The sequence below is a fragment of the Streptomyces sp. NPDC002623 genome (assembly GCF_053592635.1).
Genome location: NZ_JBSFWB010000010.1, coordinates 109,136 through 135,414, shown reverse-complemented (window position 1 = coordinate 135,414; position 26,279 = coordinate 109,136). Strand labels below are relative to the sequence as shown.

The following is a 26,279-nucleotide window of genomic DNA, read 5'->3' as shown; positions in this document are numbered from 1 at the left end:
GTGCGAAACCGGCGGAGAGGGATCGGACAGCGGCCCGTTCCTCCCGCCGTCACCAGCCAAGCAGCCGGCCCAGGCGGTCTCCAGGCAGGAAGCAGGCAGAAAGAGCGGACGGCGCAGGCGCGGCCGTCCGCCGTGGCTGTGCAGAGCCGCGCACGGCAGTGCACTGAGGGAACAGCACGGTGCACTGCGGGACAAGACGCGGGGGAGGCCGTGGGACCAGGATGGGGGCACGGCGAGGGGACCTCGCCCGTCGATGGCGCGTGCCCGTCACCGTCCCGCCGCCCTCCCCGTGGTGCGGCGCCCCCGGGGACGGGAGGGCGAGTTCAGGGCGCGTCGAGACGGGCGAGGACGCCGCGTGCCTCGGCGACGCGCTGCGGGTCGGCGTCGAGACCGAGGGAGACACAGCGGGCGAAGGCCGCGCGGCCTTCCGTCGGCCGACCGGCGGACAGCAGCGCGTTGCCCAGGTCGACGAGCTGGCGGCTCTCCATGGCCGTGTTGCCGCTCTCCCGCGAGATCGCCACGGAGGTGCTCAGATCGTCGACGGCCTCCGCCCACCGCCCCAGCAGGGCATGGCAGGCGCCCATGCCCGAGTGCAGCTGGCCCCGGGAGAAGTCGCCGATGTGCGACGGCAGCCGGTCACCGGCCCGGTCCACGAACGCCAGCGTGTCGCGGTAGGCGACGAGCGCCTTCTCGGGATCGTCGGAGTCCAGCAGAAGGGAGGCCTGCCCGTGCCGGGCCTGGAGGCTGCCGGGCAGGTCGTCGGCGGCCTCGAACAACGGGGCCGCGCGGTGCATGTGGTCGGCGGCCGGTATGAAGTCGCCCAGTCGGCGCAGCGCCCACGCACGATAGATGTGGGCCCAGGCCTGTTGTCGGGTGTCGGCGGCGCGCAGCGCGGCGGCGAGGGCCTCGGCGGAGCGGTCCAGGCTGTCGTGGGGGCGGTCCTCGCAGGTCAGCAGCGCCCAGGCGTGGTAGTTGAGGTGCGTCGCCTCCAGGACCGGATCGCCCAGCGCCCGCGCGCTGTCGGCGGCGGTGCCGAAGACCTCGGGCCAGTGCCCCCAGAAGATCCACTGGTCGGAGAACCAGTGCAGGGCCTCGGCCACCTCCACCACAGCGGCGTGCTCACCGGCGGCCGCGGCGGCGCGCAGCGCGGCCAGCCAGTTGGCGCCCTCCGACTGGAGCCACCCGCGCGCCCGGTCCGCGCTCGACAGATCGACCGTGCCCTGCCAGGTCGGCGGCGGGCTGCCGTGGTCCGGCTCGAACCAGCGGCCGGCCACGACCGTGGTCTCCAGCAGCCAGTCGTACAGCGCCGCCCGGGCCAGGTCGGCGTCCTGCGCGCACTCCTCGGCCTCGAGGCGGCTGCGGGCGTACAGCCGCAGCAGGTCGTGGAGCCGGTAGCGGTCCCCGGGCGCACCCAGTAGCCCGGTCTCGACCAGTTCCTCCAGGGTGTCCTCGGCGTCGAACAGCGGCTGACCGGTCAGCCGGGCGGCCCCGGCCGCGCCCACGTCCGGGCCGGGGACGAGGGCGAGACGCCGGAACAACCGGGCGGCGGCGGGCGTGAGCTGACGGTAGGACAGGTCGAACGCGGCGGCCACCCGCAGGTCGCCGGCGGCCAGCGCGTCCAGCCGGCGGTCCTCGACGGCGAGGCGGTCCGCGAGCCGGCGGACGGTCCACCCGGTGCGGGTGGCCAGCCAGTTGCCCGCCACCCGCAGTGCGAGCGGCAGATGACCGCAGCGCTCGGCGACATCGGCGAGGGCGGCCGGATCGGCGGCGGCGCGCTCGGCCCCGACGAGCGAGGTCAGGAATTCGGCCGCCTCCGCGGGGTCCAGTTCCCCGAGCGGCAGCCGGTGCACGCTGTCCAGACCGGTCAGCATCCGCCGGCTCGTCACGACGACCATGCCCGTGCCCGCGGCCGGCAGCAGCGGGCGCACCTGACCCTCGTCCCGGGCGTTGTCCAGGACCAGCAGACAGCGCCGCTCCGCCAACAGCCGTCGGTACAGCGCGGGATGACCCGACGGCCCGGCCTGCGCCAGGTCCCGGTCGGCCACCTGAAGGGCCCTGAGCACACTGAGCACGAGTTCGGCGGGACCGGGCGGATCGTCGTCCGTGCCGCGCAGGTCCAGGACCAACTGCCCGTCCGGAAAACGGTCGGCGAGATCCCGGGCGGCGTGCAGCGCCAGCGTCGTCTTGCCGGTGCCCGGCGGACCGCACACCGCCACCACCGCCGGCTGGGCCGCCGCCTCCTGCGCCGCGAGCGCCGCCAGCCGGGTCAACTCCCGTTCCCGGCCCACGAAGTCGTCCACGCCCCGCGGGAACGCCCGTACGCCCACCGGGCTGTAGCCCCCGGTGCGCCCGGCCCGCGCCGCCGTCAGCAGCCGCTGCCGCTGGCCTTCGTCCAGGCCCAGCCCGTCCGCGAGGGCGGCGACGGTCCGCCGCTGCGGAGCCGCCCGCCGTCCCCGCTCCAGATCCCCGATGCCCCGCACGCTCACGCCCGACGCCTCCGCCAGACCCTCGATGGTCTGCGACGCGGCCATCCGCAACTCCCGCAGCAGCGCCCCGAACGCCGCCCGCTCCCCGCTCAACTCCGCCCCTTCGTCTCGGTATGCCCCTGCCGTCGCCCCCGAGCATGATCATCTGAATTCTAGAAGAGCCGGGACCCGATCGGGGGCTCGTCGCCCCTCGCCGGGTGCTCGGACGGCGTTGTCAGTGGTCGCCGGTAAGTTCGTCAGTGTCGCGCCGATCGGTTGCGACAACCCCCCTGTGCTGCGCCGATCCGGCGTGCGCGAAGCCTTGTGCCGCAAAGGAGATGGTGCGTGTCGGACTGGGAGAAGTCGAGTACGGCCCGGGTGGTACCGCCCGCGAGGGCGCGGGGGCTCGCCAAGGTCCCCTTCGTCGAACTGGCCGACGGACGTCTGCAGGGCGTGGTCTCCAGCGGCTCGGACATCGAGCGGGTGTACGTCTCGTCGGTCGCCGCCGGCACGTACGCCTTCGCGTGCAGCACCAACAACAACCGCCCCTGCGGCGGCGCGCGGGGCTCGTTCTGCAACCACATCCGCGCCCTGGTCACCGAGGCCGTGCTGCAGTACGGCGCGGACCGCGTCGCCCGCTATCTGCGCGTCGAGCCCGGGGGCGCGCAGGCGGACGCCGCCGCTCTCACCGCCGCGATGACCGGCACCCGGCCCTCCCCGGCGGACGGCAAGGCCGCCGCGGCGTCCGTCTTCAGCCGGTTCCTGCGCCATCTGGCCTATCTGGAACTCGCCCCGGTCACCGCCCCGCTGCCGGAGCTGCAGTGGTTCCCGCCGACCCGGGCCGCGGCCGCCACGGGCACGCCCGCCGACGAGCCCGAACCGGCCGAGGAAGGGGAGACCGGCCGGCTCACCGCGCCCGTGGCGGGGCTGGACGAGGCACTGGCGGCGGTCGACGCCTTCGACCGGACCCTCGTGGCCGGTCTGCTGCGCCCCCGCCCCGACCGGGTGCAGGACCTCGCCGAGCTCGCCCGCGCCGTCGCCGGCACCCCGCTCGCCGCCCGGGTCGCCGAAGCGGTCGAGAAGGCCGCGGTCGGAGCCGCGAGCGAGGACCACTTCGTCGCCCTCGCGGCCGCCCGCACCGCCCTGCTCGGCGCGGTGCACGACGCACTGACGGTCGGCGTCGACGAGGTGACGGGCCGCACACGGGAGGAGCGAGGGCCGACGGCCGTCGGAGCGCGGCCCGAGGCCAACCTGCCGGCAGCGGCCCGCAGCTGGCTGTCGGACCTCGCGCGCACCGGCTGGCAGGGCATCGACCACGAACTGGCCGGCGGGGCCGCGCCGATCGTCTCCGCGATGCTGCCCGACCCGGGTCTGCGCCGTCTGGCGACCCTGCTGGACGGTTTCGCCGCCGAGCTTGCCGCCTCCTGCCCCGGCGCGGCCCTGGACCGGATCCCGGCGCGCCGCTGGGGCGACCTGTGGGCCCGCGCCCTGCTGCTGACCCGGCCCGGAGCCGCCGACGTGCCCGCGGTCGAGGCCGTCACCGGCCGGCTGCTGCCGCTCGGCGTGGACCTGCACGAACACGCCACCGCCGCACAGGCCCAGGTCCACGCCGTGTTCGAACCCGCCGACGGCACGGCACCCCGACTGGTCCGCGCGAGCGTCTCGGTGCCGAAGCCGGACACCGTCGTCGAGGCGGGCGTCTGGCAGTTGCTGCGGCCGCACCTGTCGCTGCTCACGGCCCTCGGCGAAGGCCGGGCGATGGACCTCGACGCGATGCCCCTCACCGACGAGGGCGATCTCCTGTGGGACGACGCCCGGGCCCGCCAGGGCGACCCCGCAGACGCCTTCGCCACCGCGCGGGTCGTCCTGCCGACCGCCACCGCCCTGCCCACCGCGCCCCTGGACCGCCACCCGGCGCGCATCGCCGAGCCGGTGTTCCTGGAGGGCTACGACAGGAGCCGGGACGGCGACACCCTCACCTTCACCGTGGCCGGCCGCGTTCTCCCCGTCGACACCGACCGCATCCCGACCGCGAGCCCGTTGACCCCCGAGGCCGTCGCCGCCTCCGGCGCGTGCATCGCCCTGCTCCGCTGGGACGGCGGCGGGTTCCGGCTCCAGCCGCTCGCCGTCGAGACCACCGTGCGCAGGAAGGCCGTCGCCCTCCACGCGGGCGCGTGGGCCGGCGGCACCGCCGACAAGGCCGGCGCCCGGGCCGAGAAGGCCGCCACCGACGCCGTGACCGTCCTGCGCGAACGGGCGGGAAGGCTGCTGCGGAAATGAGCCACGACATGGAATACGCGCCCGACACAGCCGACACGGACGACTCGGCCGACACGGCTGACGCGGCCGAGGCACCGGCGGCAGTTCCCGACGACAACCGTCGGCAGGTCCTCTACTGGCGGCTGCTCGCCCGTCTCTTCGACCCCGAGGAGCAGGCCGGCCTGGAGTCCGCGAGCCTCGCCGTCGTCGAGGACATCGGCCTGCCGCCCGCGCTGCTGGACCCGCAGGCCTCCGTCGACTCGATCGTGCAGCGCCACCCGGAACTGGCGGCGGAGTTCGACGGGTTGATGGTCCCCGAGACCGAGACCGAGACCGACACCGAGACCGACACCGAGGGCGCGGCCGACGGCGACACTCGCGACCGTGCCGCCGAAGTCCGGCGCGCGGCCCTGGTGTCCAAGGTGCTGCTGAACGTCTTCGCCACCGGCTCCGGAGCCGTCGGCGCCGGACAGCTGTCCCGTTGGCAGAGCGACGCCGGCTGGCTGGAGCGTGCGCTCGGCTGCGCACCGGGCGAGCTGCGCGGCGGCCGGCTGCCGGGCGGCCCCGGCGCCGGCCCGGCCGGCTCCGGAGGGGCCGGCCGGACGCCCGACCTGAGCAACCTGATCCCCACGATCGGCCCCGAACTCGGCGCCCTGGAAGCCGACCTCGTGCGGCGCATGCACCTGCGCGAGGTGCTCGCCGACCCGCAGCTCGCCGCGCGGCTCACCCCGAGCATGTCGCTCATCGAACAGTTGCTGCGCGACAAGAACAATCTCTCCGGCGTCGCGCTGGCCAACGCCAAGGCGCTGATCCGCCGCTTCGTCGACGAGGTCGCCGAAGTGCTGCGCACCCAGGTGGAGAAGTCCACGGTCGGTGCGATCGACCGCTCGGTCCCGCCCAAGCGCGTGTTCCGCAACCTCGACCTCGACCGCACCATCTGGAAGAACCTCACCAACTACAGCCCCGAAGAGGAACGCCTCTACGTCGACCGCCTCTACTACCGGCACACCGCCCGCAAGACGACACCGCAGCGGCTCATCGTGGTCGTGGACCAGTCGGGCTCGATGGTCGACTCCATGGTCAACTGCACCATCCTGGCGTCGATCTTCGCCGGCCTGCCGAAGGTGGACGTCCACCTCATCGCGTACGACACCCGGGCGCTCGACCTCACCCCGTGGGTGCACGACCCCTTCGAGAGCCTGCTGCGCACCCAGCTCGGCGGCGGCACCGACGGGACGGTCGCGATGGCCCTGGCCCAGCCGAAGGTCGCCGAGCCCCGCAACACCGTCGTGGTCTGGATCTCCGACTTCTACGAGTGGCAGAGCCAGCCCCTGTTCGACAGCATGGCCGCCCTGCACCGCTCCGGGGTCAAGTTCATCCCCGTCGGCTCGGTGACCAGCTCCGGGCGCGGCAGCGTCAACCCGTGGTTCCGGGAGCGCTTCAAGGACCAGGGCACACCGGTGATCTCCGGTCACATCCGCAAGCTCGTCCACGAGCTCAAGACGTTCCTCACCTGAGCCTCGCCCCCCTTACGACTCGCCCCTTACAGCTCGCCCCTTACGGCTCGCCTCTTACGAGAAAGGCTTCTCCATGTCCGACCTGCTGCGCGCCCCCGCCGAGCTCAAGTACGCCGAGGAACTCGACTGGCTGGAGTCCGTCGACGACGGCCCCAAGCCGTTCTCCTGGCGGCTGTCCCCGAAGATGGTCCGGCTGTTCATCCTGGGCTCCGAGCGCGCCGACGGCGTCGACCGGGAGATCTCCCAGAAGTGGTTCGGCGACCGCAGCTTCGTCGAGCGCTCCATCGTCACCCTCGCCTCCGACCGCGGTCTGCTGCTCATCGGCGACCCCGGCACCGGCAAGAGCTGGCTGGCGGAGCTGCTGTCGGCGGCGATCTCCCGTAACTCCACCCTGGTCGTGCAGGGCACGGCGGGCACCACCGAGGACCACATCAAGTACTCGTGGAACGTCTCGATGGTCATCGCCAAGGGTCAGTCGAGGGAGTCGATGATCCCCTCGCCGATCATGACGGCCATGGAGGCCGGCTCGATCGGCCGCTTCGAGGAGCTCACCCGCTCCACCAGCGACGTCCAGGACGCGCTGATCTCGATCCTCTCCGAGAAGTACATCTCGGTCCCGGAGCTGGGCAGCGACCAGGACAGCGACAACATCGTGTTCGCCAAGCCCGGCTTCTCGGTCATCGCCACCGCCAACAGCCGCGACCGGGGCGTCAACGACCTCTCCTCCGCGCTCAAGCGCCGCTTCAACTTCGTCCGCATCCCGGTGGTGACGAACAAGAAGAGCGAGGCGGAGATCGTCCGCTTCCGCACCGAGGAACTGCTGCGCCGCCACCAGATCGAGCTGGACGTCCCGCCGACCCTGCTGGACGTGCTGCTGCAGAGCTTCGCCGACCTGCGGGCCTCCTCGGCCGCCGCCGGCAGCGACGACGAGAAGCTGGAGTCCGCCCTGTCCACGGCCGAGCAGATCGGCGTCCTCGAGGACGCCATCCTGCACAGCAACTTCTTCGGCGAGCGCGCCCTCACCGCGCACGCCCTCGCTTCCTCGCTCGTCGGCTCGCTGGCCCGGCGTGAGCCCGAGGACCTCGCCATTCTCAACAAGTACCTGCACGGCGTGGTCGAACCGCGCAGCAAGGAAGAAGGCGGCTCCTGGCCGGAGTTCCTCCAGGGCGGCCGTGACGCGATCGCGACCCTGTCATGAGCGGCGGCACCTTCGAGGCGCTGCGCGGTCAACTGCACGAGGCGGCAACCGCGTTCGCCGACGGACCCGGAGCCCTGGAGGGCATCCTGCGGGGCATCGTCGACGACGTCGAACGCGCGGTGCGCGAGCCTCTGGAGATCTTCCCGGTCTGCCACCACTCCCCGGCCTCGGCGATCGCCATGGCCCGCCGACTGCGCGAGAAGCAGCCGAAGGTGGTCTACCTGGAGCTGTGCGAGGACATGGCGCCGCTGCTCACCGAGCTGCGCAACTGCCGTCTTCCGGTGGCGGTCCAGGCCTTCGCGAGCGAGATCGAGGGCTTCCCCCTCGAGTGGGCGCCGCTCTCCGTGGTCGCCCCGGTCACCGAGGCCTCCGCCGAGTACCAGGCCATCGCCTACGCGCTCGACACCCCGGGCGTCGAACTGGTCCTCGTCGACCGCTCCTCGGACCACGTCTTCCAGTGGGAGACCGACTCCGTGGCCGAGGCCGAGGCCGACGCCGGCCCCGACGCTCCCGAGACGCCGGAGCAGTCCGCCCTGCACGGCGACGCCGTCGGCGTGGAGATCGGCCGTCTGCGCCCCCGCTTCGCCGAACTGGAGGAGCACCTCCTGCGCCACGGCCGGGTCCGCCACTGGTCGGAGTGGTGGCACCAGTACGTGGAACTGCCCCTCGGCGACAGCGACCACGACACCTACCGCCAGGTGATGCTGCTCATCGGCAGCCTCTTCCGGCGTCTCGCCCCCGGCGACCCGGGCAGGGCGCGGGTCGACGAGGACCGCGAGCGGTACATGTGGACGCGGATGCGCGAGCACCTGGCCGCCACCGGCGCCGACCCCGCCGACTGCCTCTATGTCTGCGGCGCCTTCCACGCGGCCAGCCGGGTCGAGGAGTTCGGCGTGCACGGCAGCGACACCTTCACCATCAGCCCGCCGAGCCCCACCAAGTGGCGGCACGGTCTGATCCCGTCCAGCCACGCCGCGATCGAGGCGCAGTTCGGCCTTGCCGCGGGCTCGGTGTCCATCGCCGCGACGGAATGGGCGAAGAACGTCAAGCGCACCGGCGTCCGCCCCTTCCGCCTGGAGGGGCAGGCGGGCACGAAGAAGCCGACGACGAAGAAGGCTCTCCCCGCGCCGGTCCCGGCGGCGCCGCCCGCCGACCGGCTCACCGGCTTCCTCCGGCGCCCGCCCGCGCTCGACCCCCTCGACGAGGCCGAACTGCTCGGCTGGTCGGTGGACATCGTGCGCGCGGCGCGCCGCAACGGCTACCTCGCGTCCACCGCCGACGCCATCGCCGTCTTCGAGACGTCGATCCTGCTGGCCGGGATGCGCGAGCGCGCCAAGCCGACGCCGTACGACTTCCAGGACGCGGCCGTCACCTGCATCGAGAAGGACGCCGTCCCGGGCCGGCGGGACGTCGGCCGGCTGGTCGAGATCATGATGGGCGGCGACCGCGTCGGCCAGGTCGGGTACGACGCGCTGCCGCCGCTGGCCCGCGATGTGCACGACCGGCTCGCCCCGCTGAACCTGAGGCTCCAGCAGCGCGGAGTGCAGCGCGCCCTGCTGGACATCGCCTCGCGGCCGGAACTGGAGCACTGCTCCGACCTGCTGTGGATGCTGCGCCGACTGCTGCCCGAGGGCGCCGCCCGGCCCATCATGGGCGAGCGGCGGCTGGGCGAGCGCCCCATCCAGGAGTCCTGGGACCTGGCCCTGGGCACCCACCAGCGCGCCCTGATCGAGCTCGGCTACGAGGGCGTCAGCATCGAGCAGGTCCTCGAACAGCGGCTGCGCCGCGTCGCTTACGCTCCGCAGGCCACGGCGGCCCAGGTCCTGGAGGCCGTCGAGGACGCCGTCCTGCATCTGCGCAGCCGCCGGCTGGCCGACGAGCTCGGCACCCGGGCCCTGGAGGTGCTGGCGGGCGAACGCAGCGTCGACGGCGCGCCGGAGGTGCTGCGCCGGGTGCGCCGGCTGCTGGCCTACTACCGCACCGCCGAACCGGTGCTGCCGCCCTGGATCGAGTCCTTCGTCAAGGCCGGCTACGCGCACTACTGCACGCTGCTGCCGACGGCGTTCACCGACGACGACGCCACCGTCCGCCAGGTCGCGGCCATGCTGGGCTTCCTGTTCGGCATGGAGAGCCTGGCCCTGTCCCTCGGCTGCGACCGCACCCAGCTCGAACTCGCCCTCGCCCAGTCCCACCCCACCGAGCCCTCCCGCACCGCACTGCTGTGGGCCGCGCAGACCCACCTGGGCACGCTGTCGAGGACGGCACTGCGGGCGCGCTGCGCCGAACTGCTCGGCAACCCGCTGGTGGTCCCCGCCTACCCCCGCTACCTCAGCGGGTTCGTGCACGCCCTGGAACCGGTGCCGGGGCTGGCCGACTTCGTCGTCGAGGCGGTGTCCAACGCGTTCGCCCGCCTCCCGGACCCGGTGCTGCTGCCCTGGCTCCCGACGCTGATCACCGGCCTGCGGGCGGGCGGCAGCGAGCTGGCCCCGCTGCTGATCCGCGAGGCCGGCCGGGTCTTCCCCGCCCGGCTCGCGGAGCTGGACCGCTGGGTGCCGCCCTGGCGACTCCCGCAGGAACCGCCGCGCCTGCGCCTGGAGTCGGCGGCGAGCACCGCAGTCGCCCTCCCGCTCCTGGCCGCCCACCCCGCGACCTGTGACGCGCTCGCGGACCTGCTGGGCTGCGAAGGGACCTGGGAGAGCGCCGAGGCCACGCCCGCCGGAGCGGACCTGCTCGCCCGCCACCCGGAGACCGCGACGGCGCTGGAAGCGCTACTCGCCGTCGGCTGACCCGGTGCAGGCGCTCGCCAGAGCGCGGATCGTCGGTGCGGGCAACGCCGGGTTGGCGGCCGCGTGGTGGACCAGCTCCTCGTCGTCGAGGAGCTCCGCCAGCCGGGACTGCGGCAGGTTCGGATGGCGGGCGAACGCGGCCCGGGCGGCGGGGTCGGGGTCCCGGGTGAGCCGCTCCACGGTGGCCGCCGGGGCCTCGGGGTCGCGGGCGGCCAGCGCCCGGACGGCGGGATCCTCGTCGTCGGCGTGACCGGCGAGTCCGACGGTGGGGAAGTCCGGGCGGGTGAGGAGGCGGTCGCGCTCATCGCCGGTGTACTCGAGGAAGCTGCGCAGCAGCAGGTCCGCCGGGGCGTCCGGGTGGTTCTGGGCCAGCAGGACGCGCACCCCCAGGTCGTCGTCGACGGCCAGCCGGGCCACCAGGTCGGCCGGCAGGGTGTGCACCCGCGCGGCGTTCCGGCGCAGCATCGGGTGACCGGACAGCGCGTCCCGGCGGACGGCCTCGGGGTCCGGCGGCGTCAACGGCTCGGGACGGAACAGGAAGGGCCCGTCCGAGGGGACCGCGTAGTCGATTCCGGCCCGCCCCTCCTCGCTCCACGCGGGGTGCACGGAGACGGCCAGCCGCACGCCCGGGTCGGGATCCGTGGCGAGGGACTGCCGCTCGGCGAGGCCGAGGTCCGGGTGGCGTGCGACCGCCCTGCGCACGTCCGGCACGGGGTCGGCGGCGAGGGCGCCGCGCTCGGCGGGGCCGAGGTCGGTGCGGCCGGCGATCTCCGCACGGACCTCCGGGTCCGGATCGGCGGCCAGGAGCCTCACCACGTCGGGCGGCAGGGTCGGGTTCCGGGCGATCATCCACCGCTCCTGCGGGCCGGCCGGCGCGCTGAGGACCCCGTCCACGACCGTTCTGCTGAGGGCCCGGTGCAGCAGGATGTCGGTGCGGCCGTGACACGGTCTGTCGGGCAGGACGCTCTCGACCCACACGGGGTCCTCGTTGCGCAGATGCCGCTGGGCCCTCGACCGGACCTCGTCGTCGGGGTCCGTCAGCAGCGCGGCCTGTGTCTCGGCGGGCAGCCACGCCCACTCCCAGCTGACGCCCCAGGCGCGGACCTTCGGATCCGGATGCGTGTGCATGGACCGGCGCAGCCCGACCGAGAACTGCCGGAAGAAGGAACCGCCGAGGTGTTCCTGCTCGTAGCTGTTGATCATGTGCACGACGGCTTCGTCGGGCAGCGGCGGGCCGTCGTAGTCCAGCCCGGGTCCCGCGGCGAGGTGGGCGCGGACGAACCAGTGCGGATCGTCCAGGAGCCGTGCCCGCTGGGCCGGATCGGCATGGGGATTGCGGGCGAAGAAGCTGCGGGTGCGATGGTCGGGGTGCGCGATCACGGCGTCGACGACCGCCGACGGCAGGACCTGGTCCCGGCACAGCACCATCCGTACGGCGAGCGGGGCCTCGGCCAGCAGGTGCAGCAGGATCTCCTGCGCAGCGGCGGGATTCAGCGCCAGCCCGGCGAGCCGCCGGGTGGGCAGGTCGGCGTCCTGCCAGATGTCGTCAGGTGTCGGCATGCCTCGAACCCCCAGGGAAGAACCACGGAACGGGCCCCCTGCCGCAGGACAGGGGGCCCATGACCTTAACCGTTCACGGCTGCCTTACCGGCGTCGAACGCCGACCGTGACGATGCCGCGGACCGGCGCGGTGCCGCTGTCGTGGACGACCTGTCCGTCGGACGTCTTCCAGATCTTGATGCGGAAGGTGTCCGGGCCGTCCGTCACGGTGATCCGGAAGCTGTAGCCGGTCTTTCCGTTGACCGTGCCGGAGCCCTGGAGAACCGCCCGGGAGCCGGCGACCACGAGCCAGTCGGTCTTGGCGGACCGGAACTTCAGATGGGCCGAACCGAGGTCGAAGGCGACCGCCCCGGCCGGGGCGGAGCCCCCGGGAAGGTATCCGACGGAGAGGGAGAAGGACGCCTTGCCGACGGTTCCCGCGCCCACCACCGGGCCGGCCGCCCGGTCGTACACGATCACCTCGGGCAGCGTCGTGGTGACCGCGCCGCCGTCGTCGTCGGTGACGGTGATCACCGGCTGACGGAGGCCCGCCGAGGTGTAGACGTGCTCCGCTCGGCAGCCGGACGCGGTGACCGTGCCGGCGGCCGGCTTGCCGCCGTCCTTCCAGTCGACCGTGCAGGTGTGGGTGTCACCGGCACCCGGGTCGGTGAACCGGGCGGTGACGACCGCGGGCCGAGCGACCGAGACCGGCGCCGACGGGCCGGCGGCGGAGGTGATCGAGGGCGCGGCGTTCGTCGCGGTGACGACGGCCGTGTCGGTGCTGCGGCCGCCGGTCAGGGTGACGGTGTAGAGGCCGTCGTCGGTGCAGGTGACCGTGGTCCGGGCGGCAGCGGCGTCCGCGACCGTGCACGGCGCGCCCTTCTCGACCGTCCACTGGGCGCCGCCCGCCCCGGAGACCGTGCCGTTCAGCGCGATCGCGGAGCCCTCGACGCCCTGGGCGTCCGGACCGGCGTGGACGACGGTGACCGGGTCGATGCTGGTGAGCGTCGGCACGACCTTCTTGATCAGGCCGTCGGCGTCGAACTCCAGCTTGTCGACGGTGGTCTCCCGGTGCATGCCGTCACCGCCGGGGATGGCGAACCGGTGGTAGGCGATGTACCAGTCGTCGGTGTTCGGGACGTTGACCACCGAGTGGTGGCCGGGGCCCTTGATGCCCAGGGAGAGGTCCTTCTCCAGGATCACGCCGCGCTTGGTCCAGGGACCGGTGGGCGAGGAGCCGGTGGCGTAGGCGACCTGGTAGTTCTCGTCACGTGTGTCGTTCTCCGACCACATGAAGTAGTAGGTGCCCTTGCGCTTGATGACGAAGGTGCCCTCGTTGTAGCCGCTCGGGGTGATGTCGGTGACCTTCGAGGCGTCGAAGGAGACCATGTCGTCGTTGAGGGGGACCACATAGGCGCGGCCGTTGCCCCAGTACAGGTAGGTCTGGCCGTCGTCGTCGGTGAAGACCGCCGGGTCGATCATCTGCCCGGTGAAGTCGCCCGCCTTCAGCAGCGGCTTGCCCAGCGCGTCCGTGAAGGGCCCGGTGGGGGAGTCGGACACCGCGACGCCGATGTTGGCGTCGGCGCAGAAGTAGAAGTAGTACTTGCCGTCCTTCTCGGCCATCGTCGGCGCCCACGCCCTGCTGTCCGCCCAGCTCACGTCGGGCCCCAGGTCGAGGATGACGCCGTGGTCCGTCCAGTGCACCAGGTCGGTCGACGAGTACGCCTTGAACTGCGTACCGCTCCAGCCCTCGAAGCCGTCGGTGGTCGGGTAGATGTAGAAGGTGTCGCCGAAGCGGACGATGTTCGGGTCGGCGTTGAGACCCGGCAGCACCGGGCTCTTCATCTCCACGGCCGACACCGTCCAGGTGCGCTTCTTGCCGTCGGAGCCGGTCACCTCGTACGTCACCGGCTCGGTGAAGTCGCGCAGGGTGCCGGAGGCGGGGCTGATGGTCGCGCCGTGGGCCAGGGTGAACTGCGGTGCCAGGGCCTTGAGGTTGCTGCCCGGGGTCAGCGGCAGGACGATCTTGCTGGCCTTGTCGGTGATGATCGCGTCGACCTTGAGCGCCGGGTGGGTCGCCGCGGCGATCCCGGTGGTGTTGCCGCTGATCTCCAGGACCTCGGCGGGCGTCAGGGCCCGGTTGTAGATCCGGAAGTCGTCGACCTCGCCGCCGAAGTACGGGTCCGGGGAGTACAGGGACTTGCCGATGTAGCCGGAGTAGTCCTTCGCCGGGTCGTACAGGTCGGACGGCTTGATGGTGACCCCGTTCACGCGGGCCGTCTCGGCGCCGTCCACGTAGAGGATCGCCGTCTCGGTCGCGCCGTCCAGCGTGACGGTGACGTGCTTCCACTCGCCGGCGGTGAGCTGCGAGCCGCCGATCATCTGCTTCTCACCGGACCAGGTGGCCTTGGTGATCGCGGAGAACAGCTTGCCGCCGCCGTTGGAGGGCGTGGCGAACAGGTACTTGTTGCTGTCCGGGCCGAGGCCGAACAGCCACTGGAAGTTGTCGCCGCCCTTCCACTTGACGTACGTGGAGACGGTGACGCCGGTGGTGTCCTTGAGCACGCCGTTGGGGATCTTGACGTACGGCGAGCTGGAGCTGCTGTTGCCGCCGGACATCTTGAAGGAGCCGCCCTCGACTCCCGTACCGAAGTCGGGAGTCCGGACGTAGGTGCCGTGGTAGCCGTGGCCGCTGGAGTCGCGGGCGATGCTGCCGCCGGTCTCGTCGAAGTCGTAGTGCAGGAGCAGGTCGGCCGGGACGTCCGGGCCCTCGGCGGAGACCGTGACCTCGGCGCTGACCTCGATCGCGGAGTCGCCCGCGAGGTCGCCCTTCACGGTGAAGGCGCCGGCCTGCGCGTACTGCGACGCGTCGACGGCGTCCCAGGTGACGGCGACGGGCCGCTTCACACCGTCCGCCGACTCGGCGATGACGGTGGCGGGCAGGACCGGAGCCTCACCGATGCGCGTCTTGACCGTGACGTCCTCGGCGCCGGTGATGATCTGGTCCGGCTGGTAGGTCTTCAGGAGCCGGTCGTACTCGGCCTGGGTGACCGGAAGCACCGTGCCGTGGCGGGGCTTCGACGGCAGGTCGTAACTGGTGGACGGGGTCCAGACGCCGGAGGCCAGGTCCGTCGTCTCGAAGGGGATGTAGCCGCGACCGCCGAACTCGTCGAGGAACGCGTACCACTTCTCCTCGGTGTTCGACTTGAACACCAGCGGACCCTCGGCCGCGCTCATCGCGCCCTTGCCGATGCCCTCGGCGACGGCGGTGTAGGACAGGTTGAGGATCGAGTCGCTCTTCTCCTCGAAGATGAACTTGCTGTTCGGCGTCGAGGAGCTGTTGTTCCGCTCGTCCTTGGAGAGACGGTAGTAGGTGTCCTTGTCCTTGATCATCGTGGAGTCGATGACCGAGTAGCCGCGGTCGATCCACACCTTGGGCTCGCTGAAGGTGCGGAAGTCACGGGTCGTCGCGTACATCATGCGGTTGTACGTGTCGCCGGAGTGGTCGGCGTTGTCGTACAGCTTCGACGCCCAGAAGACGACGTAGGAGCCGAGTTCGGCGTCGTAGAACGCCTCCGGCGCCCAGGTGTTGCCGGCCGAGTCGGGGGAGACCTTCACCAGGCGCTGGTCGGTCCAGTGGACCAGGTCGGTGGACTCCCAGACCATGATGGACTTGCTGCCGGTGCGCTGGGAGGCGTCCCAGTCGCCGTTGCCGTAGATCCGCAGGTCGGTGGCGATCTGGTAGAACTTGTCGCCCTCGGGGGAGCGGATGATGAACGGGTCGCGCAGGCCCTTCTCGCCGAGCGTGGAGGTCAGGACGGGCTTGCCGTCGTTCAACTCCCGCCACTTCAAAGGGTCGTTGCCCTTGCTGAGGGCCGCGTAGAGCTGCTCGCCGTCCGAGGTGCCCTCGCCGGTGAAGTAGCTGAACATGTACCCCTTGAAGGCTTCCTTCGCGGGGAGTTCGGGGACCTTCGCGGTGAGCGTGCGGGTCGTGGTGGCCGTGCCCTTGGTGAGGGTCGCGGTCAGGTCGACCGTCGTACCGCCGTCGCCGTGCGCGGGGCGGTGGACCACACCGTCGGCCGAGATGACGTCCGGGTTCGCCGAGGACCAGGCGACGGCCGTGCCGTAGAGGCCCGTCGAGGGCAGCGTGATGTTGCCTCGTACGTCGTCGATGTTCGGGACGGTCAGCGCGTCGGAGGCCTGCTGGACGGCCGTCGTGTCGTCGAAGGTGGCCGGGACCGTGACGTCGAAGGTCTTGGTGTCGCTCACCGGGCCCTTCTTCAGGGTCGCCGTGAGCGTGGCGTGGCCGTCCGGCTGGCCGGCGGCCGGGCGCGTGACGGCGCCGGTCGCGGACACCACGGAGGCGTTGTCGGTCGCCCAGGTGATGGCGGAGCCGCCCGCCGGGCCCGCGCTCGGCAGGGTGAGGTCGGCGATGACCGCGCTGGTGTCGCCCAGGGTCAGGGCCGACTTGTCGGCGGCGACGCCCTGCGTGGCGACGGGGAGGGAGAGTTCCTCGACCTCGGTGTTCGCCAGCGCCCGGTCGTAGACCCGGAAGTCGCGGATGTTGCCCTTGAAGAGGTTGTCGCCCGGGTAGACCGACTTGCCGATGTAGTTGGCGGTGGTCGTGCCCGAGCCGATGGAGCCGGGGGTGATGGTGATCGCCGTGTTGCGGCCGACCTCCACGCCGTCCTCGTACAGCACGCCCGTGCTGCCGGTCTGGGTGTAGGTGATCTGCTTCCAGACGGCGCGCTGGAGGTTGGTGCCCGCGGAGCGCGTGTTCTGTTCCGTCGACCAGTTGCCGCTGGCGATGGCCGTGCGGAAGGAGTTGCCCGTGGTGAACAGGTAGCCGTTGCCGGCCGAGCCGCTGGTGTTGCCGAAGCCGTAGACGAAGTACGGGTTGGACTGCGTCGAGTCGATCTTCACGTCCATCGAGACGGTGATCGAGCTCAGCCCGCTCATGATGTTGTCCGGCACCTTGATGTAGGTGCTCGAACCGTTGAAGGCCAGCCCCTCACCGGAGTTGGTCCAGCCGGCGGTGCCGTTGACGGTGCCCGTACGGCCGTTGCCCGAGGAGTCGGTGACGGTGGTGCCGGAGGCCGCGTCGAGTTTGTACCAGAGGGCGAGGCCGTCCGTGACATCGGCGCTCGCGGCCGCGCCCTCGGCCGTGCTCTCCGTCGCCTGGACGGGAGCCGCGGCCCCGGCGAGGCCCACGAGGAGTGAAACGGCGGTCAGCGCGGCCAGTTGTCCCGCCCCGCGTCTCGCGCGTCCGCGAAGTCGTTGCCTGTGCGTCATATGCGCCCGCCGTTTCAGCCGTGTGACGTGATGTTGCGAGAGTGTCAAACGGTGTGGTGGGTCACGTCAATAGATCTCGAACAATGTCCGACAGGTCGAACATCGGGAATGAGGGAGGGATATGAGCCGAGGCGTACCGCTCAGTCGCGCGTCGCCGGTCCCGGGAAGTCCAGCCAGGAGGTGAGCGCCCACCACCAGTGGAGCCCGTCCATCGGACCCAGCGCGCCCTCGGCGAGGGGCGCGGAGGTGATCTGCCGGAGTCGGCCGAGCCGGTAACGGACGGTGTTGGGATGGGTGAACAGAGCCGCGGCCGTCTGGTCCAGGCGGCGCCCGTTGTCGAGGAACGCCAGGGCGGTGAGGGCGAGTTGGCGATGGAACTCGTTCGCCGGATCGAGCTCCCCGAGAAACCGGCTGCTCAGCAGCGAACCCAGCAACGGCTGTTCGGCGAGCGCGAGCCGGGCCGCGAAGTCGGTGACGTCGTACAGACCGCGCAGGCCCTGCTCCCGGCCGAGCTCCACCGCCCGCACGCACAGCCGGTACAGCGCGGGCAGTTCGGACAGCGCGGCGGCCGGCGCGACCACGACGAGGGCGTCCGCAGCGATCTCGTCGGCGCCGGGCGGCCGGGGGCACAGCCCGGCCAGGTGTCCGTCGACCGTCCCCGTGACCACGTGCCCCGAGCGCAGCGAGCGACGGCGGGCCGGGACCGCGGCGAGGCAGTGATACCGGCCGGTGGAGTCGGCCCGGATCCCGGCCTGCGCCAACTCCTGGGCATGCGGGGTGACTTCGCCCAGCAGGATCCTGCGCAGCAGGCGGGTGCGCAGCGCGCCCATCGCGCGCGGGGCCTCGTGCTCGGCCGCGCGATAGCCGTGCACCACATGCCGTTCCACCGCGTTGCCGTACTCCTGCAGCCGCAGGACCACCGACAGCAGCACCCGGTCCGGCACCCCCGCGCCCCGGCAGCGGTCGACGGCGATCTCCGCCGCGCGCGCCAGCGCCGCCTGCACCCCGCGCAGCACCGAGGTCATCGCGACCCCCTGGACGGCACGGTCCGCGCCCAGCAGCAGCGCGGCCGTGAAGTCCTGCTCCTCGACCGCGCCCCGCCGCTCCAGCGCCGTGAACCAGGGGCCGGCCGCCCGGATCATCGCCGTCACATGTGAACGGGTCGCCTCCTCGGCGAGCCGGGACAGCTCCGGGGACTGGCTGCGGGCGGCCTCGACGAGTTCGCCGCACACTTCGGGATCGTCGGCCATGCCCCGCAGGACGGCCGCGATCTGCTCCGGGCCGTGAACGACGGTCATGCATCCCTTCCCGCCCGGCCGCTGTCTCCGGGCCACAAGCAAGCGGTGTCCGTGTTGGCTGCCGTGCACTATCGCACCGCTGTGACGACCTGGTTTCCTGTGGGCTACCGACGGTAACAGTGCCTCTGTCGCAGGAACACCCCTGTGCCACGCGCCCATGTGCCGCCCAAGCCTTGGTCAAGCATCGCCCAAGCACCGCCCCTTGCAACTTCCCCAGGAGGGCCGCTCATGGACATCCCCGCAGCCGCAGCCATCACCCGCCGCCGCGCCCTCACCGTGGCCGGCGGGGTCGTCGCGGGCGCGACCCTCGCGGCCCAGGCCTTCCCGGCCTTCGGCGCCGCGCAGGACGCCGACGCGATCGTCGTCGGCCACGGACTCGCCGGACTCGTCGCGACCGCCGAGCTCGCCGCCGCCGGCCGCAAGGTGCTGCTCCTCGACCAGGAACCCGAGGCGAGCATCGGCGGCCAGGCGTTCTGGTCCTTCGGCGGCCTCTTCTTCGTCAACTCCGACGAACAGCGGCTCATGGGCGTGAAGGACACCTACGACCTGGCCTGGCAGGACTGGCAGGGCACGGCCGGCTTCGACCGGGGCGTCGACGACCCCAAGGGCCAGGACTACTGGGCGGCCCAGTGGGCCAAGGCCTACGTGGAGTTCGCGTCCGGCGAGAAGCGGTCCTGGCTGGCCGGGCTCGGCGTGCAGTGGTTCCCGATCGTCGGCTGGGCCGAGCGCGGCGGCGGCCTCGCGACGGGCCACGGCAACTCGGTGCCGCGCTTCCACGTCACCTGGGGGACCGGACCGGCCGTCGTCGAGCCGTTCGAGAAGAAGGTGCGGGCCGCGGTCGACGCCAGCAAGGTGATCTTCAAGTTCCGCCACCGCGTCGACGAGGTCGTCACCACCAACGGAGTCGTCACCGGCGTCCGCGGGGCGGTCCTGGAGCCCAGCAGCGTGGCCCGCGGCAAGCCCAGCTCCCGCACGGTCGTCGGCGAGTTCGAACTGCGCGCCCCGGTCGTCGTCGTCACCTCCGGCGGCATCGGCGCCAACCATGACCTCGTACGGCAGAACTGGCCCGCCCGGATGGGCACCCCGCCGAAGTTCATGGTCACCGGCGTCCCCGCGCACGTCGACGGCCGGATGCTCGCCATCACCGAGAAGGCGGGCGGCCGCATCGTCAACCCCGACCGCATGTGGCACTACACCGAGGGCCTGCGCAACTACGACCCGATCTGGCCCGGACACGGCATCCGCATCCTGCCCGGCCCGTCCTCGATGTGGTTCGACGCGAAGGGGCAGCGGTTCAACACCCCGGACATCCCGGGCTACGACACCCTGCACACCCTCAAGACCATCACCGACTCCGGCTACGACTACTCCTGGTTCGTCACCACCCAGAAGATCATCGCCAAGGAGTTCGCCCTCTCCGGCTCCGAACAGAACCCGGACCTCACCAACAAGAACATCTGGCAGCTGCTGTCCCGCATCTGGCAGACCCCGGAGCCGATCGAGAAGTTCAAGAACAAGGGGGAGGACTTCGTCGTCGCCACGACGCTCACCGACCTCGTCGCCGGCATGAACAAGCTCACCGGCGACAACCTGATCCAGCTCGCCGACCTCAAACGGCAGATCGAGGCCCGCGACCGCGAGATCGACAACAGCTACACCAAGGACGTCCAGGTCATGGGCATCCGCAACGCCCTGAACTACACCGGCGACTCGCTCAGCCGCACGGCGTCCATCCACCGGATCCTCGACTCCAGCGCCGGACCGCTGATCGCCGTACGCCTCAACGTCCTCACCCGCAAGACCCTCGGCGGCCTCCAGACCGACCTCTCCGGGCGGGTCCTGAACGCCGCCGGGAACCCGGTGCCCGGCCTGTACGCGGCCGGCGAGGTCGCCGGCTTCGGCGGCGGCGGAGTCCACGGCTACCGCTCCCTGGAAGGCACCTTCCTCGGCGGCTGCCTCTTCTCGGGGCGCCAGGCCGGACGGGCCGCGGCGGCGGCCACGGCGACCTGATCGGGCGTCGAATGTAGTCGATCACGGTCCGAACGAGCGAGACATGCGGTGAGTGGCCGGACTCACATGGCCAAGCCGGTCACTCACCGCCACGATGGGTCCCGTCACCGTCAGGCTGAAGGGGTCCAGGATGTTCCGCAAGGTGCTGGTCGCCAACCGCGGCGAGATCGCGATCCGTGCATTCCGCGCCGGCTATGAGCTGGGCGCGCGCACGGTCGCCGTCTTCCCGCACGAGGACCGCAACTCGCTGCACCGGCAGAAAGCCGACGAGGCCTACGAGATCGGCGAACCCGGGCATCCCGTGCGCGCCTACCTCTCCGTGGACGAGATCGTCGGCGCCGCGCGCCGGGCGGGCGCCGACGCCGTCTACCCGGGCTACGGGTTCCTCTCCGAGAACCCCGAACTCGCGCGTGCGTGCGAAGAAGCGGGCATCACGTTCGTCGGGCCCGACGCCCGCACCCTCGAACTGACCGGCAACAAGGCGAGCGCGGTGGCCGCGGCCCGCGCCGCGGGCGTGCCCGTGCTCGGCTCGTCCGCCCCCTCCAACGACGTCGACGAACTCGTGCGGGCCGCCGAGGAGATCGGCTTCCCCGTGTTCGTGAAGGCGGTCGCCGGCGGCGGCGGGCGCGGTATGCGCCGCGTCGCGGACCCGGCCGTCCTGCGCGAGTCCATCGAGGCCGCCTCCCGGGAGGCCGCGTCCGCCTTCGGCGACCCCACCGTCTTCCTGGAGAAGGCCGTCGTCGACCCCCGCCACATCGAGGTGCAGATCCTCGCCGACGGCGAGGGCAACGTCATCCACCTCTTCGAGCGGGACTGCTCGGTCCAGCGCCGGCACCAGAAGGTGATCGAGCTGGCCCCCGCGCCCAACCTCGACCCCGAGCTGCGGGACCGGATCTGCGCCGACGCCGTCCGCTTCGCCCGCGAGATCGGCTACCGCAACGCCGGCACCGTCGAGTTCCTCCTGGACCCGGCCGGCAACCACGTCTTCATCGAGATGAACCCGCGCATCCAGGTCGAGCACACGGTCACCGAGGAGGTCACCGACGTCGACCTGGTCCAGGCCCAGCTGCGCATCGCCGCCGGCGAGACCCTCGCCGACCTCGGGCTCTCCCAGGAGACCGTGAAACTGCACGGCGCGGCCCTGCAGTGCCGGATCACCACCGAGGACCCCGCCAACGGCTTCCGCCCGGACACCGGCCGCATCAGCGCCTACCGCTCGCCCGGCGGCTCCGGCATCCGCCTCGACGGCGGCACCACCCACGCGGGCACGGAGATCAGCGCGCACTTCGACTCGATGCTGGTCAAGCTGACCTGCCGGGGCCGGGACTTCCAGACCGCGATCGGCCGCGCCCGGCGCGCCGTCGCCGAGTTCCGCATCCGCGGCGTGGCCACCAATATCCCGTTCCTCCAGGCCGTCCTGGACGACGCCGACTTCCAGGCCGGCCGCGTCACCACCTCGTTCATCGAACAGCGGCCGCATCTGCTCACCGCCCGCTCCTCCGCCGACCGCGGCACCAAGCTGCTGACCTACCTCGCCGACGTCACCGTCAACAAGCCGCACGGCGAGCGGCCCGAGCTGATCGACCCGACCGCGAAGCTGCCGTCGCCGCCCGCCGGCGAGCCGCCGGCGGGCTCCCGTCAGCGGCTGGTCCACCTCGGTCCCGAGGGCTTCGCCCGCTGGCTGCGCGAGTCTCCGACCATCGGCGTCACCGATACCACGTTCCGCGACGCCCACCAGTCGCTGCTCGCCACCCGGGTCCGCACCAAGGATCTGCTGGCCTCTGCCCCGCTGGTCGCCCGGACGCTGCCGGGCCTGCTCTCCCTGGAGTGCTGGGGAGGCGCCACCTACGACGTTGCCCTGCGCTTCCTCGCCGAGGACCCCTGGGAACGCCTTGCCGCCCTGCGCGAGGCCGTCCCCAACATCTGCCTCCAGATGCTCCTGCGCGGCCGCAACACCGTCGGCTACACCCCGTATCCGACCGAGGTGACCGACGCCTTCGTGCAGGAGGCCGCCGCCACCGGCATCGACGTCTTCCGCATCTTCGACGCACTCAACGACGTCGGCCAGATGCGGCCCGCCATCGACGCCGTCCGCGAGACCGGGACGGCCGTCGCCGAGGTCGCCCTCTGCTACACCTCCGACCTGTCCGACCCGAACGAGCGCCTCTACACCCTCGACTACTACCTCCGGCTGGCCGAGCAGATCGTCGAGGCGGGCGCCCACGTCCTGGCCGTCAAGGACATGGCGGGCCTGCTGCGCGCCCCGGCCGCGGCCAAGCTCGTGTCCGCGCTGCGCCGCGAGTTCGAGCTGCCGGTGCACCTGCACACCCACGACACCGCGGGCGGCCAGCTCGCCACCTACCTGGCCGCGATCCAGGCGGGCGCGGACGCCGTCGACGGCGCCGTGGCCTCGATGGCCGGGACCACCTCGCAGCCCTCCCTGTCGGCGATCGTCGCCGCGACCGACCACTCCGAGCGGCCCACCGGGCTCGACCTCCAGGCCGTCGGGGACCTGGAGCCGTACTGGGAGGGCGTCCGCAGGATCTACGCCCCCTTCGAGGCGGGCCTCGCCTCCCCGACCGGGCGCGTCTACCACCACGAGATCCCCGGCGGACAGCTCTCCAACCTGCGCACCCAGGCCGTCGCGCTCGGCCTCGGCGACCGCTTCGAGGACATCGAGGCGATGTACGCCGCCGCCGACCGCATCCTCGGCCACCTGGTCAAGGTCACCCCCTCCTCCAAGGTGGTCGGCGACCTCGCCCTGCACCTGGTCGGCGCCGGCGTGTCCCCGCAGGACTTCGAGGCCACGCCCGACCGCTACGACATCCCCGACTCCGTCATCGGCTTCCTGCGCGGCGAGCTCGGCACCCCGCCCGGCGGCTGGCCGGAGCCGTTCCGCAGCAAGGCGCTCCAGGGCCGCGCCGCGGCCAAGCCCGTGCAGGACCTGACCACCGAGGACCGCGAGGGCCTGGAGAAGAGCCGCCGCAGCACCCTCAACCGGCTTCTCTTCCCCGGCCCGACACGTGACTTCGAGAGCCACCGCCAGGCCTTCGGCGACACCAGCGTGCTCGACAGCAAGGACTTCTTCTACGGCCTGCGCCCGGGCAAGGAGTACGCCGTCGACCTCGACCCGGGCGTGCGGCTGCTGATCGAGCTCCAGGCCGTCGGCGAGGCCGACGAACGCGGCATGCGCACCGTGATGTCGTCCCTGAACGGCCAACTGCGTCCCATCCAGGTCCGCGACAAGGCGGCGGCCTCCGACGTCCCCGTGACCGAGAAGGCCGACCGGAGCAACCCCGGGCATGTCGCCGCGCCGTTCGCGGGCGTCGTCACGCTGGCGGTCGCCGAGGGCGACGCGGTGGAGGCCGGCGCGACGGTCGCCACCATCGAGGCGATGAAGATGGAGGCCACGATCACCGCCCCGAACGCCGGAACGGTGTCGCGGCTGGCCATCAACCGGATCCAGCAGGTGGAGGGCGGCGACCTGCTCGTCGTCGTGGGGTGAGACCGCGGTCGCCGGCGGTCACTCGCCGGCGACCACGTACCGCGTGCCGTCCTCCTCGACCTCCTGCTCGGAGAGGTCGACCCGCACCCCGTGCGGCTCCAGGGCCTGCCGCACCCGCTCCATCATGGCGTCCGACAGATAGTGGTGCGACAGGTCCAGCTCCTCGAGGTGGAGCAGCGGCTGACCGCTCAGCAGGGCCTCGGCGCCCGCGTCGCCGAGCGCCCCGCGGCCCAGGTGCAGGGCCGTGAGCTGGGCGACGACCGGTGCCGAGGCCACGGCGGCGGCTATCTCGTCCTGGATGTCGGCGTTCTGCAGGCCCAGCCGGCGCAGCGCTGGGAACCGGGAGCCGTCCAGGATCGGCGTCAGGTCGGCGACGGTCGTGCTGCGGCCGTACCACTCCTCGCCCAGCCAGATGTCCAGGTGCTCCAGCGCGGGCAGCTCGGAGGCGGCGAGCCCGTGCACCACATGGGCGGGCAGCCCGCCGTTCTCGAAGCGCAGGATGCGCAGCCCTTCATGACGCAGGGGCTTGAACTGGAGCCCCGGGCCGCCGCTGAAGCCGTTGCCCGAACCGCGTACGCCGAGCTCCTCCAGCTTCGGGAACGGGGCGAGGAACTGGCTGACGTCGTCCTGGACGATCCAGGAGAGCTCGGACTCCTCGAATTCGAGGTCGGCGAGGTAGAGCGCCCGAAGACCGGTGAGCCGGTCCGCCGCCGCGGCGAGCTGCTCGGCGGTCTCGCGCGGGTCCGCGGCGTCGTTCTCGGTGCCGTAGGCGCCCGCCCCGAGGACCAGGGCCCGCACGCCCGCCGGGTCCACCGTCTTCAGGAAACGGTCCCAGCACTCGGCGTAGTCGTCCTCCTCCCCGTTCCCCTCGTGCCAGGCGATCTTCCAGGCGACGGAATCCGCCGTCGGCAGGTCCGCGGTGTTGCCGGGCAGCGGGAAGTCGTGGACCGGCAGACCGTGCAGTTCCGATATATGACTCAGGGTCAAGGCAGGAGCCTTCCGTGGGGTGCGGCGGCCGGCGACGATCCCGGCCCGTGCGCCGCCTGTTCTATCAAGCCCCTCCGACAAGCCCCGCCGACCGGAGCGGGCCAGTGCCGGACCGCCGACGGACAGGTCTGCCCCAGCGGACAGCGGGTCTGCCCCTGCGTCCGGTGACGTGCGCCGGGCGGCGGACTAACGTCCGGCCGTGAACAACAGCACTTTCCCGGAACGGCTCATGACGGACCGTCCGGAGTTCTCCGCGTGAGCGACGAGCACGCCGTCGAGACCCGCACGGCCACCGACGAACCGGCGACTGCGCCCCCGCCGCCTCCCCGGCCCTCCGCCCCGCCCCCGCGTCGACGCGGGCCCGGCGCTTTCACCCTGATGGTGCTGCCGGGCCTGCTGACGCTGTCGGTGGTGGCCGGATTCCTCGCCCTCACCGGCGGCCTTCCCACGGACTGGGCGCAGGACGAAAGCCCGCAGCAGTCCGCCGCGAACGGCGTCGACGCGACGTACGGGCCCTGGCTGCGCAAGGCGGCCGAAGCCTGCACGGTCGTCACCCCGTCCCTCCTCGCCGCCCAGATCGACCAGCTCTCCGGCTGGGACAACGGCAGCATCACGGCCACCGACGCCCCCGCCACTGCCGCCGCCTCCGCAGCCGGTGCCGCCACCGACGAGCAGGGCATCGCCGCGTTCACCGACGCCGCATGGCGGACCTGGGGCAAGGACGACGACGGCAACGGCAGTTCCTCGCCGCTCGATCAGGCCGACGCGATCATGGCGCTGGGCCGGCAGGACTGCTCCCTCGCCGAGAAGATCACCGACCTCAGGACCGACGGGACCGTCTCCGGCGAACTCGTGGACCTGACCCTCGCCGCGTACGCGGTCGGCACGGACGCGGTCGCCGGGGCAGGGAAGGTGCCCGCCGAGGCACAGACCTACCTCACCGAGGTGAAGGCGCTGTTCGCGCGGTACGAGGAGTTCGACCGGGACGACTCCGCCGCCGGCGCACCGGCGAACGCGATCCTGGCCGCGCCCGTCACCGCCCTCACCATCACCTCCCCGTTCGGCTCGCGCCAGCACCCCCTCACGGGCGTGACCAAGCTCCACACCGGCGTGGACTTCGGCGCGCCCCAGGGCGCCCAGGTCTCGTCGGCGCGCGAGGGCACGGTCGTGTTCGCGGCCATGACCAAGGCGTACGGCAACCGCATCGTCGTCGACCACGGCGCGATCGACGGCAAGCCGCTGCAGACGACGTACAGCCACCTGTCCGCCATCGAGGTCGCCGTCGGACAGACCGTGCAGACCGGCGCCCCGATCGGCCGGGTCGGCTCCACCGGCCTGTCCACCGGCCCCCACCTCCACTTCGAGGTGATCTACGACGGCTACTACGCCGATCCGCAGCCCTGGCTGACCTCGAACGGCTGAG

Annotated in this window: 12 protein-coding genes and 1 pseudogene; 8 read left to right on the top strand and 5 right to left on the bottom strand. The window is 72.2% G+C overall.

Annotated elements, in window-relative coordinates:
* Window positions 1–323: 323 nt before the first annotated feature.
* Window positions 324–2,579, bottom strand: coding sequence for an ATP-binding protein (locus ACWD4O_RS20180; RefSeq protein ID WP_451281491.1), 2,256 nt, complete (start codon window positions 2,577–2,579; stop codon window positions 324–326).
* Between the two features lie 231 nt (window positions 2,580–2,810).
* Here ACWD4O_RS20180 and ACWD4O_RS20175 point away from each other — a divergent pair.
* The 5 genes and pseudogenes from ACWD4O_RS20175 to ACWD4O_RS20155 form a co-directional block, all read left to right on the top strand.
* Window positions 2,811–3,314 (top strand): annotated as a pseudogene (locus tag ACWD4O_RS20175) (hypothetical protein); the annotation flags it as partial.
* Between the two features lie 69 nt (window positions 3,315–3,383).
* Window positions 3,384–4,745, top strand: a complete 1,362-nt coding sequence (locus tag ACWD4O_RS20170; RefSeq protein WP_451281720.1) for a hypothetical protein — start codon at window positions 3,384–3,386, stop codon at window positions 4,743–4,745.
* Between the two features lie 8 nt (window positions 4,746–4,753).
* Window positions 4,754–6,241, top strand: coding sequence for a VWA domain-containing protein (locus ACWD4O_RS20165; protein WP_451281489.1), 1,488 nt, complete (start codon window positions 4,754–4,756; stop codon window positions 6,239–6,241).
* A 73-nt stretch (window positions 6,242–6,314) separates the two neighbouring features.
* A complete protein-coding gene (locus ACWD4O_RS20160) occupies window positions 6,315–7,439 on the top strand; it encodes an ATP-binding protein (protein WP_451281487.1) in 1,125 nt (374 codons plus the stop codon).
* On the top strand, window positions 7,436–10,225 hold the full coding sequence (locus tag ACWD4O_RS20155) for a hypothetical protein (protein WP_451281485.1): 2,790 nt from the start codon (window positions 7,436–7,438) through the stop codon (window positions 10,223–10,225). The genes ACWD4O_RS20160 and ACWD4O_RS20155 overlap by 4 nt, the downstream gene beginning before the upstream one ends.
* On the opposite strand, the gene ACWD4O_RS20150 is transcribed toward ACWD4O_RS20155, so the two are convergent.
* From ACWD4O_RS20150 to ACWD4O_RS20140, 3 genes are all read right to left on the bottom strand, one after another.
* Window positions 10,208–11,785 (bottom strand): hypothetical protein, encoded by a 1,578-nt coding sequence (locus ACWD4O_RS20150; protein WP_451281483.1) that lies wholly within the window; start codon window positions 11,783–11,785, stop codon window positions 10,208–10,210. The two genes, ACWD4O_RS20155 and ACWD4O_RS20150, sit on opposite strands and share 18 nt — an antisense overlap.
* 84 nt (window positions 11,786–11,869) lie before the next feature.
* On the bottom strand, window positions 11,870–17,056 hold the full coding sequence (locus ACWD4O_RS20145; RefSeq protein ID WP_451281481.1) for a family 43 glycosylhydrolase: 5,187 nt from the start codon (window positions 17,054–17,056) through the stop codon (window positions 11,870–11,872).
* A 140-nt stretch (window positions 17,057–17,196) separates the two neighbouring features.
* Window positions 17,197–18,354: a helix-turn-helix domain-containing protein gene (locus ACWD4O_RS20140; RefSeq protein ID WP_451281480.1), complete on the bottom strand. Its 1,158-nt coding sequence runs from the start codon at window positions 18,352–18,354 to the stop codon at window positions 17,197–17,199.
* Between the two features lie 228 nt (window positions 18,355–18,582).
* On the opposite strand from ACWD4O_RS20140, the gene ACWD4O_RS20135 reads away from it, so the two are divergent.
* A complete protein-coding gene (locus ACWD4O_RS20135) occupies window positions 18,583–20,364 on the top strand; it encodes an FAD-binding dehydrogenase (protein ID WP_451281478.1) in 1,782 nt (593 codons plus the stop codon).
* Between the two features lie 130 nt (window positions 20,365–20,494).
* Window positions 20,495–23,869 carry a pyruvate carboxylase gene (locus tag ACWD4O_RS20130; protein WP_451281476.1) on the top strand — a complete coding sequence of 1,125 codons (3,375 nt, stop codon included), beginning with the start codon at window positions 20,495–20,497 and terminating at the stop codon, window positions 23,867–23,869.
* 18 nt (window positions 23,870–23,887) lie between these two features.
* Here ACWD4O_RS20130 and ACWD4O_RS20125 read toward each other — a convergent pair whose 3' ends face one another.
* On the bottom strand, window positions 23,888–24,856 hold the full coding sequence (locus ACWD4O_RS20125) for an STM4015 family protein (RefSeq protein WP_451281474.1): 969 nt from the start codon (window positions 24,854–24,856) through the stop codon (window positions 23,888–23,890).
* Between the two features lie 255 nt (window positions 24,857–25,111).
* Here ACWD4O_RS20125 and ACWD4O_RS20120 point away from each other — a divergent pair, with 255 nt between their 5' ends.
* Window positions 25,112–26,278, top strand: a complete 1,167-nt coding sequence (locus ACWD4O_RS20120) for a M23 family metallopeptidase (protein ID WP_451281472.1) — start codon at window positions 25,112–25,114, stop codon at window positions 26,276–26,278.
* Window position 26,279: the final 1 nt, after the last annotated feature.